This window comes from Legionella longbeachae (genome assembly GCF_004283175.1).
Taxonomy (GTDB): domain Bacteria; phylum Pseudomonadota; class Gammaproteobacteria; order Legionellales; family Legionellaceae; genus Legionella; species Legionella longbeachae.
The window spans coordinates 30827-46003 of sequence record NZ_RXNW01000003.1 but is presented as its reverse complement, the minus strand read 5'-3'; the positions used below and the strand labels follow the sequence as shown (position 1 = coordinate 46003).

Here is a 15177-nt window from a genome sequence, read left to right as displayed (position 1 = left end):
AATCCCATTTGTTCAACTATATCGGCAACTCTTTCTTCATCATCCAATTTAACCCTGAGAAAATCGAAAGCTTCGTAAGGGATGTTGCTTTATTGCCATCATTTTCAAATCTCACAATATGACTGAGCTCTTGGCCATTATGCCGCATAGGATATTTTTCTCCCATACCATAATAAGAGAGCCCTTTGAATCCAAAATCATCCAATAATTTCTTAAAGGTCTGTGCATCTTGTGCATTATCAAACGCCATTCTAAAGGTTCCTTTCAAATCTCCCTTGCTCACCACCGGGATATCGCTGTTCTTTGGCGATTTACTATCAAACATTTCTTGAATGATCGAGCTAACTTCCTGGCCCGCACGATTTTTTGGTGTTATTTGAGTTGATCTTGGTGAACTTAGGCTTGATTGAGGTACACTTGAGTTCATCGTGTTTAGGGTAGTGGAGCTCATTTGCTGTGTTTGCCTAAAGTGATCGGCCAAGCCTTGAAAATGACTTTTATCACTACTTTTTTCCCAATTGGAATTTGGACCGCGCCTAAATTCATATCCAACAATCTTATCATCTTGAACAACAAGGCGTTGATTACCGCCAGAACTGTACACATGGGATTGAGAGTATTGCTTTTGCTGGGTTTGATTAAAATGATGCACTAAGCCCTGAAAACGACTTTTATCCGTACTTTTTTCCCAATTGGAAGTTGAACTTCGCCTAAACTCATAACCAACAATCTTATTATCTTGAACAACGAGACGTTGATTACCGCCAGAACTGTAAACATGATTTCGCCGAGTAGGTGAAAAAAGATTTTGAAAGGGATTATGATGATTCACCTGAGGCGGTGGTGTTGATAATGGTGCTGTCGTAAATGATTGTGCATTTTGTTGGTTATTTTTAATTAATGCAGCAGAAGTTTTTTGTACAAGAGAAGGGCTTAAGTCCGACGTATCGGGTTGATTGAATCCCTGATCTTTTCCTGATTTTTTTCTAACATCAGTAAGTGCAACTTGGACTCCTTGCTGATATTGGATTTGTACATTGGCATAGTAACCTGCTACTTGCACTGTTTTTAGGGTATCTAATTTTGGCGCAGGAGCGTTTTCATCAAATTGCTTGTTTTTAATCATCATAGCAAATGCGGTTTGGGAATTACCAAGAATGTTTTTCCCCTTGCCACCTGGACCAGTCCTCCATTCTTCCTCTGGCTTTTGACCTTTACTTAAACTGCTCGTATCCTCAATAATGGTAGCAGGCCCCTGATTGTCGCCAAAAGCATCACCTAACTCAATGGATTTGTGGATGCTGTCGCGAAACTCTTGAGATTGCTGATATTTAGCTGCATTAATTTGCATTTGCACAAAAACTTTATCATTATCCCATGCATTATTAAATCCATTGGGCGTCATGTAGGCGTGATGTGCATTGGGAATATGGTAGGGACTACTCGGATTTCTTAATCCACCAAGAATTGCCGCCGGACTTTTTTCATTTTGCAAAGCAGCTAAATATTGTTGTTTATATTCTGGTTTTATTTTTTGAAAATGCAGATAATGCTCAGAGGTTGGAAAATGAATTTTTCCTAAATGCGGGTCTACAAAATCATAGCCCTTACCCTTGTTATCATCAAAATTACTTAAAGCGAAACTCTCTTTTCCTCTCTCATAACCAGAAACACAAACATTTTTTCTACCAGGTGGATTTCCATCATTAAGATATAGTTGTCCGCCAATAATAGCCCCTACAAACAATGAAAATATATATTTATATTACATACAACGATCCTATCGAGTGAGCAAAATAAGCACTAAAATCTGTCTTTTAGTCTAGATAAAGACACTTGATAAGAAAAAAATAATTGAAGAATGTTTCACTGTTTATGCTTCTCTCGTAGACTTATCAAATAACGAGTACCCAAAAAGCCAACCATCACCCCAGCAAAATTTACCCAATAAATTGGCCAAGAAAAAATTCCAAGTCCTACAATATTAGGTCCGGGGCAAACCCCGGTCATCCCCCAACCAATACCAAAAACAGCCGCACCAAGAATAAGTTGCCAATCAATTTTTTCTTTAGTAGGCAAATCATAACCTACATGGAGTAAGGGTTTGGCCAACCATTTACGCAGTTGGAACAAAAGAAAAGTCACCAATAAAGCAGTAATGAAAGTAACATATAAATTGATACGGAAGGTATCAGCACCAATTTTTAAACCAGAAATAATAATATCAGGACTGTACATACCTGTTAAAATTAAACCCAAGCCAAATATAAAGCCAAGAATTAATGAAATAAGTCCTTTCATATACTATGTCCTTAATGAACCAGCCAAGCTGTAATAATTGCAACAGGAAAGAAAATTCCTACAGCGACCATAGAGCGTTTACGTAAAAGAGATAAGCCACATAATCCATGACCACTGGTACAACCGCTACCAAGAAAAGTGCCTCCGCCAACAAAAATTCCGCCAAGAAACATAAACCAATAATTTGTTTTAAAAATAGCGGTGGGATCAGCCACATTCCCTATCAAATTAAAAAGTAACCCAGCTAAAAACAATCCTGCTAAAAATAAAAGTTTATCCCTATTGGGTCTATGGGCTGTGAAATCCCATGAACCAAAAAGAATACCACTACACCCAAGAATCTTCCCTTGAATCAATAACATCATTCCAGCAGCTGATCCAAGAAGAATTCCCCCAAAAATTACTTTAATTGCAATATTCATTTTAGATTGTCCTCTTTGCTTTCCATTGACTCCAACTCTCTGGATTCCCTTTCAAAAATTGTTGTGCAAACTGATAGAAACGAGAAAGAAAAAGAATTCTCTGTTCATAATAAGGCGTTAAGTAGGGATCGGCTCGATTCACATCAAATAAATTATAATAAGGTGGAATTGATGCATGGCGTGCAATAATTTCATCAAAACTTACTTTATTCGCATTTTTTAACATATCGTACATGACTAAAAAGGTAGTGGTACGCCCTTTGCCTCCTCGACAATGTATATGAAACCAAGCGTCTTTAGGGGCATTATTTATTATTGTCAAAAAGGCATCTACCTCGGAATCATTTGGCCCCATATGATCCGTTACATATAATCTATGATATTCAAAACCCAACCGAGAAACTAATTCCTTTTCATTTTTAATTTTTTTAACTGGTATGTTTTTTCCGCTTGAATATTCCTTTGCCGCAAACTGTTGCGAGGACAAAACGTCCCTGGCTTTTTTCTCTATTTTTAATGAGTTAAGCCAATTTTCTTGTGCAATAAGACTTTGCTCATTACTTTTTCCCCGATTGATCCAATCATATTCACTCACCAAAGTGATTGCACGGCCATTCAAATATCCATGGCTTTCCTGACGTAAGTCTAACACCAGAACCGATTTACCCTCTATTCGCCTGTCTTTTGTAATGTAGTCCGCAATTTCTCTCCATCCTTTTTCACTTGGCTCTTCACTTCCTGAAATAGATAATTCATTAATACCATAGTTATTACCTTGATAAATATCAGCAATCATCGATACATCGCGGAACCATTTTAATGGAGAAGATGAAAGCTCGCTGTCTTGAACAATACAAGGGTGATTGAGTGTCGCATCACACATTTGAGTCTCGGTTTGAGCAAAAATAAATCCTTGAAATAATAATAGCGTCAAAGTAACTATAATGCTCTTAAAATAGGCCATGAATTAAACCACACGAGAAACATCACCCATTCTATGTTAATTTTTTTTTTACTGCAAGTCTGCAAAAATAAATAAATTTTTATTAGGCAAGGTATATGCATCCTGATTCTAATGATGGCAATATGAATGAATAAAATGAATCACTACGTGAGCAAAATGAGCATCCCACAAATCCTGGTGCCCTTTATCTGGAAAAGCCACCCATTTCTTTGGTTGATTAGCAGATTTGAAAAGAGTTAAACCCTGGCTATAAGGGACAACCTTATCTAGTTGGCCATGCAACATTAATGTTGGAGCATGAATCTTTTTAATACGTGATAAAGAATCATACTTATCGATTAAAGGAATGGGTAACCAAAAATAATGATAGCGGGCTAAAGCATTAAGTGAAGTATATGGAGATTGTAATACTAAAGCACAAATAGGAACCTCTGTCGCCAATTGAGTTGCTACTCCAGTACCCAAAGACTCACCATAAAGTATAATATTATTCCCTTGAATACCCTGTTGGTATAAAAATTGAATTGCTGCGCGACCGTCCTGGTAAAATCCTGTTTCTGTAGGGCTGCCAGGATTTCCTCCATACCCCCGGTATTCAAGTAATAGTACTCCGAATCCTTCAGAAAGAAATTGACGTACCAAACTCATACGATAGCCAATATGCCCCCCATTTCCATGCAAATACAAAATCGTCGGGTTATTATTCGTAGGTGACTTATACCAAGAATTCAGAATAAGTCCGCCAGCTTCATGTATTTGAACCACTTCCATATCTTGTGCTTGAAAATCTTTGGGATAAGGTTTTTCTTCATCAGGAAAATAAATAAAATGGCGTTGCAAGAAATACGCAATAATGAATATTAGAATAATAAAAAAGAGAACAAGAAAAATTTGTTTTAGTATCATAAAGTTTCTTCTAATTTTGTATTACTACTAAGGCGTATTGACCATTCATCACATCGCTGCATAAAAATACCAGGTTTATTTATCAATTGCATGATAATTCATCATGTGCTGTATATACTAAATTATAGAATTAGGAAATATTGGATGTCTTAAAATCAGGAGAAGGTGGTGGAAAATAAGGAATGGCAGTTTTCACTATGGTATGTTCTGATGATTTTTTGGCTCATTTTCCTCATCCAAAATTTTTTTTCCGCACCAAATCCGGTTGATATTCCCTACAGTGATTTTATTAAGCTTTTAAAGGCAGATAAGTTGAATAATGTCTTACTGAGCGAAAACTACATTACTGCAAATGTGAACACAGAGGGGCTAGATGGGCTACTCCCCAAGGAAAAAATAAAGGAAATTGAGCAATCAAGAAGCAAAGAGCATCAAATTACCACAGTACGCATCAATGATCCTTCCCTTATCACTAATTTAGAGACAGCAAAAGTGACATTCAATGGGGAGGCCGAAAATAAATGGTTAACCCTAGTCTTATCCTGGGTTATTCCTGCTCTGCTTTTCTTTATTCTATGGAGCTTTTTAATCAAACGCATGAGCTCAACTGCCGGTGGAGTTTTAGATGTAGGTAAAAGTAAAGCTAAAGTGTATATGGAAAAAAAAACTCATGTTTCTTTTCAAGATGTTGCAGGGGTAGATGAAGCAAAAACCGAACTAATGGAGGTAGTTGAATTCCTCAAAAATCCCCAACATTATACACGAATAGGAGCTCATATACCTAAAGGAGTCCTCTTGGTAGGTCCTCCTGGAACAGGAAAAACCTTACTGGCACGCGCCGTTGCTGGCGAAGCTGGAGTGCCTTTTTTTTCTATTAATGGTTCAGAATTTGTAGAAATGTTTGTAGGCGTAGGTGCTGCACGAGTTCGAGATCTATTTATTCATGCCCGGGAAACAGCCCCGGCAATTATTTTTATCGATGAACTTGATGCCTTGGGCAGGGCACGTGGTGCTTATCCTATTAGTGGGGGGCATGATGAAAAGGAGCAAACTTTAAATCAATTACTTTCAGAAATGGATGGTTTTGATCCTAGCGAAGGACTCATACTTCTTGCCGCAACAAACCGTCCAGAAATCCTTGATCCTGCATTATTACGTGCTGGCCGTTTTGATCGCCATGTATTGGTTGACCGGCCTGATAAAATGGGTAGAATTGAAATATTACTTGTACATCTAAAAAAAATAAAACAAGCACCAGATGTTGATCCCGAAAAAATTGCTGCATTAACTCCAGGTTTTTCTGGCGCTGATTTAGCAAACCTTGTCAATGAAGCAGCTCTGCTAGCAACACGCCATAATGCTGATTCTGTAGGCATGGATGATTTTACGAACGCGATAGAACGTATAGTTGCAGGTTTGGAGAAAAAGAATCGATTACTTAATCCCAACGAACGTAAAATAGTTGCCTATCATGAGATGGGGCATACTTTAGTTGCTCTTTCATTACCCAATGTCGATCAAGCCCATAAAGTGTCAATTATTCCACGAGGAATTGGAAGCTTAGGTTATACCATTCAACGGCCCACCGAAGATCGTTATCTCATGACCGAAGAAGAGTTAAAAAATAAAATGAAAGTACTTCTGGGTGGCAGGGCAGCAGAATTTATTGTTTTCGCCCGTTTTTCAACTGGAGCAGCAGATGACCTTGCTAAAGCAACTGATATTGCACGAAGCATGGTCATGCGTTATGGCATGGACAAGAATCTTGGACCAGTAACCTATCAAAAAGAACATTCTTCTTTCCTTGACGTATCTATGGGACATAATGAACAAGAGTTTAGCGAAAAAACTGCATGTGAAATTGATACCGCAGTTCGTAAAATCATCCAATCAGCATTTGATGATGCCGTAACCCTCATTAAAAAACATATTAAATCTTTGGAGGCAGGAGCACAGTTGTTACTGCAAAAAGAGACTCTAAATGAAAAAGATTTAATTGCGCTGAAAATTAAATAATTATTTGTTTAAGGGCTGCACTGCACTTGTCCTATCAAAATGGATTAAACCATCAAACTGATAGGGTAGTTGTGTAAAAAAATAATGGCTATAACGTTCGGTTTCTGGGCGGTAAATTACACCAATAGCCCTTTGTAAGCGCGGGATTTTTAGATAATGCTCCAATTTTTCTTCTTTTAATAAGCTTAAGAAAAAATTTTCATATTTGACATGATGAAAAAGATCTTCATAACTCCCGGGCAATCCAGGCATTACCTGTTTTTTTTGCCCAGCACTGCCCCAATCTGATGCTGCCCTTACTGTTCCTTCATAGGTTGAAAAACCAAGAGAATAAGAATGAGTATCATATTGTTCTCGCACCAATTGGCCAAGATTAAATTCATCCCGCTCCCCCATTTCAGTTGCCCGAGCATCACCTACGTGTGAATTATGAGCCCAAATAATTATTTTGGCGGGTTTATTAAAACGTGTTTCTAAATGATCAGCTAACACATTCAGCGTTTCGGCCATATGGCGATCACGAATATTCCATGTTGAAACCCTGCCTTCAAGCATGGAACGATAATAATTTTCTGCATTTTTTACTAGCCGGGCATTTTGAGTTGCAAAAAAATATTCATCTTCCGCTGCTATCCCATTCCGTTGCAAATAATCAAATGCATGATGTTGTAAATCAATAAGCTGCGTGATTGCCTCATTAATACATGCTTTTTTAACTCCGGTTTTAATCAAATAACCATACATTTGCGGATCTTGATGCATATGATCAAAACAAGCGTAACGTTGTTTTGCCCGTTGTGCAGCCTGAGGATCAACTTTATTTAAAAAATCAATAACCGCTTGCATTGATGCATTTAAACTGTATAAATCCAACCCATAAAATCCAACTTTTTGTGCTGGAGGTAAATCGTCATTGTGCCTACGTAACCATTCGAGAAATGGAGGCAAAGTTGTATTACGCCACATCCAAGTTGGAAAACGTTCAAATGCAGCAAGAGAAGACTCACTCTGATTTGCATTTCCATCCCCTTGCAAATAGCGATGAACTCGATAAACATCAGGCCAATCCCCTTCTATCGCTATAGCCATAAATCCATGTTCTTTAATAAGGCGTTGAGATATTTTAATGCGAGCCTGATAAAATTCATGAGTCCCATGGGAAGCCTCTCCAATCATGACCAAGCGGGCAGCTCCGATTTGCTTTATTACAGCATCATAATCTTCACCTTGCTCCTCAAGTGAGATTGCTGAATGATTGAGTTCATCAATTAATTTTTGCAATGCATCCTGACTCATAAAGCCTCCCTAGAGTATCAAACCTTAGTTGAACTTACATTAAGTGGTAATATGCTGGTCAAACCATTTTTGCGCCAAGAGCGCTACTTCCTGCAAGGTTCCAGGTTCTTCGAACAAATGGGTTGCCCCAGGAACTATCTCCAATCGAGTGATGCAGTTCATTTGAGACATCGCTTGTTGATTTAGGCCTATGACTACCTCATCATTACCGCCAACAATAAGTAACGTAGGTGCTTTGACTTTAGGTAAATAATTTCCAGCTAAGTCGGGTCTGCCGCCTCGAGATACAATTGCCTTAAATAATTTAGGTTCTTGAGCAGCTGCTTCAAGAGCAGCACCACCACCAGTACTGGCACCAAACAAACCAATAGAAAAATGATAAGCAGCCAATTCGTTAATGCACCAATGCGCCACAGTAATTAGTCGTGAGGCTAATAAATGAATATCAAACCGAAATTCACGTGTCACCTCATCAATAACATCCTCTTGTGAAGTAAGTAAATCAAAAAGCAAGGTTGCATATCTTCCTTGATTAAGAATACTTGCCACATATTGATTACGACTGCTAAATCGACTACTACCACTGCCATGTACAAAAAGAATAATCCCTTTTGCGTTTTCAGGTATTCTTAAGAGGCCATTAAGAGAAACATTTTTACCTGGAATAGATACAGGATGTTCCATGTCAGTAGTAAAGGTATTCATAGGTATTCCTTTCATTACCCTGATTATTCCAATTATAGACTTAAGCAGATAAATCTGGGTAACATTTAAGGCGCGTTGACCATTCACCCCCACCGCCTACATATATGAACTTATCCGTTTTAGCAAGTAATGAACTAGTGAAAAGAGAAGTATTTGCATACGTATATCCGACCATTAATGAGCGACTTATTTCATCCATAGTAGGCGTCAGGTATTTGCGATGGGGATGAATGGTCAATACGCCTTAATCTTCCATACTTAATATTTGAATTAAGTAATTAGCCTGCGTTAATCGTTGTGCTAATGTGGCACTAATTTTTTTATGAAAACCAAGTGCCACCTCAGGATATAATTTTTCAAAATCTATAAGAGCATCTTGCGCTAGTTTATAAATAAAACACTCTTTCTCTGCTCGTACCGATGCTGTACGTGGTGTACCTAAATAAAATCCTATTTCACCAATAATTGTACCCGCACCACTTTTAGCCAGGCGAATTTCCCTATCATTTGATTTCAAAAAAATAGACACCTCTCCAGATTCAATAAAACAAATAGAGTCACTTGACTCACCTTGTTTAAAAAGATATTCCCCAATCTTTATTTCAAATTTTTCCAGGTACTGAGCAAAAAATTGCTGGTCGTGTTCATTAGGAATCAACTGGTTTAATGTATTTACAATATTCGATTTGCCAGTTGGTTTAAGTTCATGGGGGAGTTGCTTCAGCAGTTCCTGTTCACACCATTCGAGTCCTTGATCAATATCGGGAAACAAACGAATCTTAGAATGTTTATTTAATACTCTTTGTCTGTAAAATTGATCGATCAAAAACCGAGAACAATGAGTAAAAATCAATTCCAAAGGGATACTACCAATAAGTTGTTGTAAGCGAATAAAATTGAAATTAGCAGATGAATCAAGGCCGTTAACCAATTGAAAATCAAAAATTAAAAATTGAAATCTCTGCTTTTTTTCTTCAATTAAATGATTTATACGATCCAACAATAACTTAGTACTACCAAAAAAGAGGTAGCCTTGCAATTTAAATATCAGTATTTTATCACCGTTTTCCATGAGCCATTTTTGCTCATAAAAAGGTCTAATTACATTGCTGTGATAATAGTCCTCTGTAATAGAATACTTAATGGCATCAATTTTTGCATAACGAATTACAAAACTGATGCAAGTAATAACCAAGCCAATAAAAATACCCGGTAAAAACCCGAAAATAGAAATAATGAATACAATAGAGATAAGAATTAAATAATCAGTGTGTGGTAGTTCATACCATCCACTATATAACCAATCATACATTAACTTGAAAGCAATGGAAAATAATAAACCAACTATTACAGGAATTGGCAAATATGAAATAATAATGGTATTGAAAAAAAGAATAGCCAGACAAACACCACTCGCAATAATACCTGAAATGTGACTTATTGCGCCCACATTTCGGTTAAATAGTGTGCCGCTAAGTGATAAATTACAGGGGAATGCAAAAAATAGTCCTCCTACAATATTAGCTACCCCTGCTATCTTTAGCTCGTGCTCTACATCAGTATTTAACTTTTCTGCCGTTTCTATACCACTAATATTAAGAAGTAATAAAACTATAATAAGACCAATTAAACCCAATATATAGCCAAATTGGTGAGCAATAACATTCCAATCAATTTGTCCGAGCATGGAAAATTCAAGCTCGTTAAAAATAAAATTCGATGTAAATGTTGAAAACAACCAACCTGATTTTATCGCTTCTGCAGTAGACACATGATGGAGATAAAGGAAAATATGAATCAAGATCGAAAGTACGACTACTGATAAAGGTAACATCCAAAACCGTTTATAAAAAAGTAATAAGAATGCCAGGACAAATGCGAGGCTCAATTGAATTATCGTCTGCGTTTGCAAGGTACTTTCTATACTAAAATCCTGGCTAATAAGATGAAAACTTGAACGAGCGATAATCCAAGAACTCCCTACTATAACCCCACCTAAAACAGGATATGGCAGGAATCGTACGGATTGTCCAAGTCTTAGGTAACCTAAAAAAAACATGGTGCACCCCACCATTAAAGATACCAGCATGAGTGTAGCAATCAGGGTAGAAAAAAGAGCTTTCTCTGTTAAAGGATGGGCAGCAATATTAGCGAATACAATTGCCAAAATAGCTCCAGCAGCGGACTCAGGTCGTGAGATGCTGAAAGAAATGGAGCTAAAACAAGAACATATCAAATTAACAACAATTGAACCAATAAAGATACAACTAATTCCTAAGCAAAGATATGTTGACAAGCGCCCTTTAAAAACCAAGGCACTAACCGCAATGGCAATAATCGCCATTACAAAACCAGAAAGTACACCCGCCACGATATCCTTTGTGATTACAGGATTTTTATTCTTCTTAGGCTTTGACAAGTATTACCCTTTATTGGAATCTCCTTAATAAATAGATTATAGTACACCTATATAAACTTACCCTAAGTACTTGAAAAAATTGTAAAATAAGGATTTAATCATTTATGCCAAACACTTATCCATGGGTCTTAAAAGAGCCAATCAACGCTTTTTTCTTTGACTGTGATGGCACACTTTCGCTTATTGAAGGAATTAATGTGTTGGCCACGATGAATGGGGTTGCAGAAAAGGTGCATCATATTACAGCACGGTGTATGGGGAAAACCGGCATGACTCCCCATGATTATCGCCAACGCCTGGATTATGTTCAACCTACACTAAAGCAAATTAATGAATTGGCAAAACAATATAAACAGCATGTTGCTCAAGGAGCATTTGAGCTTATCCAGTTACTTCACCTCTTAAATAAGAAGGTGTATATCATTTCAGCTGGAATTAAGACATCGGTAGCCATATTTGCACAAACTTTGCGAATCCCTGCAAGTCATGTACTTGCCGTAGACGTATATTTCAATGAATGTGGACATTATCAAGGTTTTGATGAACAAAGTAATATGACTCAAGGTAATGGAAAAACAGTAGAAATCTCTTCGATACTAGAGCCAGGTGAGCATTCTTTACTTGTCGGTGATGGAGTGAGTGATTGGGAGGCTCAAAATACAGTAACTCGATTTATTGGTTTTGCTGGCTTAAATCCCAAAGACTGGGTAAAAAATCATTCTCAGTTCTATATCACCAATACCAGCTTTTACCCAATAATCCCTTTAAGCCTAACCGTTGATGAGTTGAAACAATTACCCCCCCAGTACTATGCTTATTATGAACGCGGATTAAAAGAGATTGAGAATTCTATGGTTCTCATTAAGGAGGATAAACATGTTCACAATTCAAGTTCTTGATAATATATCCCCTCAAGGCTTGAGCTTGTTCCATCCTGATCTTTATCAATTAGGCCTCAATCCCATAGATCCCGATGTTATTTTGGTACACTCACACAAATTGCATAATCATCCGTTTTCAAAGAACTTAAAGGCAGTAGCCCGAGCAGGAACAGGTACTGATAATATCCCTGTTGAAGAACTGACTAAAAAAGGCATCCCAGTGTTTTATGCTCCTGGAGCAAATACAAATGCCATAAAAGAATTGGTGATGGCAGCGATGATAATGGGCTATAGACATTTAGATCAAACTCGAACATTTATTACTAATTTAACCAAAGAAAATAACCAGTTATTTCATCAGGAAATTGAAACTAAAAAGAAGAAATTCATTGGCCATGAAATTTCAGGTAAAATTTTAGGTGTTATTGGTTTAGGTAACGTAGGGGTAAAAGTCGCTAATGCAGCATTCGCTTTGGGCATGAAAGTATTAGGATTTGATACAAACATGACTTTAAATAATGCTCTGGCGCTTATGCCAGGAGTTGAAAAAGTCACTGATATGAATCTCTTATTAACGCATGCGGATATTATTACTCTGCATATTCCGTTAAATGTAGAGACCAAGCATTTAATTAATGAACAAAATATTGTGCTGTTGAAACCTAATACACTTTTACTGAATTTTTCCCGAGAACAAGTAGTGAGCGAACCCGCTATTCTACAACAATTAAATAATAATCAATTAATGGGTTATATTACTGACTTTCCAACAATTAACCTCGCAAATCATCCTAATGTCCTCTGCTTCCCTCATTTGGGAGCAAGTACTCAAGAGGCAGAGCAAAGTGCTTCAGAAATGATTATTCGAAATATTTGTAATTATCTAGAACATGGCGGCATAGAATATTCAGTTAATTTTCCAAATATATCACTGTCAACAGCGCAAATACCCAATTGTCACCGTATGCTCACTATTAACCAAAACACACCTGGAGTAATAGGTAAAATAACTCAGAAAATTTCAAAATTGAAATATAATGTAGAACAGATGGAAAATAAATCTCGAGGACCAATTGCAATTAATCTTATTGATCTTTCTGGCCCAAAAGAATCACTTCCAGAACTTTGTAAACAATTAAAAGAAATTTCAAGTTTAATGCATGTACGACATATTACAGTACATAATAAACAGTAAAAAATAAGCTTGATGGCGTGAAATGCAGTCTTTCTACTAAAACATAAAAATGATATCATATGTAATATTTTTACACAAAAACATGCATAATAAATGTTTGGACTCAATGATAGAGTAGGAAAAACCTTCTTTAATGCAGCAAAACATGATGAACTATTAGTAACTAGTCGTTTTTTTACATTACAAGGAGAAGGACCGTTTCGTGGACATCCTGCTTACTTCATTCGTCTGGCTAAATGCAATCTAGCTTGCTCATTTTGTGATACCTATTTTGATTCTGGTGAATGGAGAAATTTCACTTCTTTACTGGAAGAGGCCGACCAGGTTATCGAAGATTTTTTCAAAAACCGTAACTTACCTCCCCCCTCTTGGGCACAAGGTCTTACCAAAAAAATGGTGTTAGTAATTACCGGTGGTGAACCTTCATTACAACAAAATTTATCTGCATTTTTAGATATTGCTCAACCCTATTTCCAATCAACACAAATTGAATCAAATGGTATTTGTGTATTATCTGATCTCCCTAAAAGCACTACTTTGGTCGTAAGCCCTAAATGCCTGGAAAAAGAAGGTAAAGTAATTCGTTACTTAAAACCCAACCCCAAAATGCTGGAGCGCGCTGATTGTTTGAAATTTGTGATCTCAGCCCCTGAAGATAATCAATATGCACCTTACAGTGATATTCCCCTATGGGCACATGAATGGGCAAAAAAAAGGAACAAAAAAATCTTCATCAGCCCAATGAATATTTATCAAAAAGAGCCACAGCGTGTTCAAGTCATTCGAGATGAAGGTCGTGATCTCACTATGGCTGAGCGTTCCGAAATCAATGAAGTGGTTAGCTTTTGGGAGCCTGGACTTCTGGATCTGAAAAGAAACCAACGTAACCATGAATACGCTGCGGAGTATTGTATGAAATACGGATTTATCCTTAACCTACAAATCCACCTTTATGCGAGTCTTCCTTAAAGAAAAGAACGATTGCCCCTTCTCATCCAGCCCCTGAGCAACCTGCAAAATTTCAACTAAAAAATTTTTTTTAATATGTGCAACACCTTGATCAAACTAAGGAGCACTGCCATTGGTTTAAGGATTATATCTTCACCACTACGTCCCTCTGCTTGTCCTCGATCTCCAGACATCTTTGGATCTCGCGAACAAGCCGCGGCTCGGAACGTCGATTGAAGAAGTATCTCTTAGATAATCATAACTCCTTTTTGTTGAGCTATTTTTGTCTTCATTTTAACAATTCAGCAATGAATCAAACTGTAGCGACCATATCGTGGCCGCAGCATGTGGGTGACTTGATTTGACCGCAACCATTAGGACACTTTGCAACTTGTATCTTGCCATCATCCGTTTTTATAGTATCCCCTACTAATAAACTATTGCATTTGCTGCAGGTTATATTTTTTACCGCCATGCCACATTTATGACATTTGTATTCCATGACACCACCTCCTTATATTTAAATTTATCTGTTCAATATAGGCTCAAAAATCGAACTTGTAAAATTTCAAATCACATCTTTTAACGAGGACTATCCGGATTTCTGTATTGCAAATACAATAAGATAAGGCCAATTAAAGGTAGAAAAATATCACTCCAAAAAATAAATCCTGCATTGCCGGGCGCAAAATTATTGGCAACTATCATTTGGTACATATGACCGCCAGCCGCCCCCCATAAAAACATGGAGGGAGCAATCATCGTTGCTGCCCGAAAGCCTAAACCTGCCCAAAAGCTAAAAATACCAACCACACCAAATCCAAGACTGGCAAAGCCCACTTCCAGTTGAAAGGGACTTTGGCTCCAACCAATAAAAGCAGCAGCCATATCACCAAAAAAAACATGTACAATAAAATTGTAAATAAAACTGATTCCTATATTAAAAAGTAAGAAATATGCAAATAGAATATCGATGTATTTGGCTTTGCTCATAGGATTTTTTTGCAACGATATAGAAATACCAGCAAAAATAGCGCTCAAAATAAACAGCGTCAAAGTGAAATTTGACAAAATAAAAACTATAAATGTTTCCATACTTTGTTCCTTGTCGTAAAAATTGTAAA

14 protein-coding genes are annotated in these 15177 nt (G+C 37.1%); 4 read left to right on the top strand and 10 right to left on the bottom strand.

All coding sequences use genetic code 11. The features are described 5' to 3' along the window. Window positions 1–16: 16 nt before the first annotated feature. The 5 genes from EKG34_RS03635 to EKG34_RS03615 all read right to left on the bottom strand — a co-directional run bounded on the left by EKG34_RS03635 (window position 17) and on the right by EKG34_RS03615 (window position 4593). The gene (locus EKG34_RS03635; RefSeq protein ID WP_003632644.1) at window positions 17–1747 is read right to left on the bottom strand and encodes an NADAR family protein; all 1731 of its coding nucleotides are present in this window, start codon (window positions 1745–1747) and stop codon (window positions 17–19) included. A gap of 119 nt (window positions 1748–1866) precedes the next feature. Continuing rightward, a complete protein-coding gene (locus EKG34_RS03630) occupies window positions 1867–2301 on the bottom strand; it encodes a DUF6691 family protein (protein ID WP_003632645.1) in 435 nt (144 codons plus the stop codon). 11 nt (window positions 2302–2312) lie between these two features. Beyond that, a complete protein-coding gene (locus tag EKG34_RS03625; RefSeq protein ID WP_003632646.1) occupies window positions 2313–2723 on the bottom strand; it encodes a YeeE/YedE family protein in 411 nt (136 codons plus the stop codon). A 1-nt stretch (window position 2724) separates the two neighbouring features. Then, entirely contained in the window at window positions 2725–3687 is a 963-nt protein-coding gene (locus tag EKG34_RS03620) for a phosphatase domain-containing protein (protein ID WP_003632648.1), read from the bottom strand. A 108-nt stretch (window positions 3688–3795) separates the two neighbouring features. Next, complete coding sequence (locus tag EKG34_RS03615) at window positions 3796–4593, bottom strand: alpha/beta hydrolase (RefSeq protein ID WP_003632649.1); 798 nt, start codon at window positions 4591–4593, stop codon at window positions 3796–3798. Between the two features lie 168 nt (window positions 4594–4761). Between EKG34_RS03615 and ftsH the strand changes: the two genes are divergently transcribed. Continuing rightward, a complete protein-coding gene (gene ftsH / locus EKG34_RS03610) occupies window positions 4762–6609 on the top strand; it encodes an ATP-dependent zinc metalloprotease FtsH (protein WP_035904506.1) in 1848 nt (615 codons plus the stop codon). Here the strand turns inward: ftsH and EKG34_RS03605 are convergent, their stop codons facing one another. The 3 genes from EKG34_RS03605 to EKG34_RS03595 form a co-directional block, all read right to left on the bottom strand. Continuing rightward, the gene (locus EKG34_RS03605) at window positions 6610–7905 is read right to left on the bottom strand and encodes an erythromycin esterase family protein (protein WP_003632651.1); all 1296 of its coding nucleotides are present in this window, start codon (window positions 7903–7905) and stop codon (window positions 6610–6612) included. It abuts the gene before it with no gap. 39 nt (window positions 7906–7944) lie between these two features. Next, window positions 7945–8610 (bottom strand): dienelactone hydrolase family protein, encoded by a 666-nt coding sequence (locus EKG34_RS03600; RefSeq protein ID WP_003632652.1) that lies wholly within the window; start codon window positions 8608–8610, stop codon window positions 7945–7947. Window positions 8611–8854: 244 nt separating this feature from the next. Further along, a complete protein-coding gene (locus tag EKG34_RS03595; RefSeq protein WP_231852889.1) occupies window positions 8855–10954 on the bottom strand; it encodes a SulP family inorganic anion transporter in 2100 nt (699 codons plus the stop codon). A gap of 179 nt (window positions 10955–11133) precedes the next feature. Between EKG34_RS03595 and EKG34_RS03590 the strand changes: the two genes are divergently transcribed. From EKG34_RS03590 to EKG34_RS03580, 3 genes are all read left to right on the top strand, one after another. After that, window positions 11134–11928, top strand: a complete 795-nt coding sequence (locus EKG34_RS03590) for an HAD-IB family phosphatase (protein WP_012978872.1) — start codon at window positions 11134–11136, stop codon at window positions 11926–11928. Next, a complete protein-coding gene (locus EKG34_RS03585) occupies window positions 11906–13105 on the top strand; it encodes a 3-phosphoglycerate dehydrogenase family protein (protein ID WP_003632657.1) in 1200 nt (399 codons plus the stop codon). The genes EKG34_RS03590 and EKG34_RS03585 overlap by 23 nt, the downstream gene beginning before the upstream one ends. 93 nt (window positions 13106–13198) lie before the next feature. Continuing rightward, on the top strand, window positions 13199–14074 hold the full coding sequence (locus EKG34_RS03580) for a 7-carboxy-7-deazaguanine synthase QueE (protein WP_003632658.1): 876 nt from the start codon (window positions 13199–13201) through the stop codon (window positions 14072–14074). A 292-nt stretch (window positions 14075–14366) separates the two neighbouring features. Here EKG34_RS03580 and EKG34_RS03575 read toward each other — a convergent pair whose 3' ends face one another. Continuing rightward, complete coding sequence (locus EKG34_RS03575; protein ID WP_003632659.1) at window positions 14367–14555, bottom strand: hypothetical protein; 189 nt, start codon at window positions 14553–14555, stop codon at window positions 14367–14369. A gap of 80 nt (window positions 14556–14635) precedes the next feature. Next, window positions 14636–15148: a DUF6790 family protein gene (locus tag EKG34_RS03570; protein WP_003632660.1), complete on the bottom strand. Its 513-nt coding sequence runs from the start codon at window positions 15146–15148 to the stop codon at window positions 14636–14638. Window positions 15149–15177 lie beyond the last annotated feature (29 nt).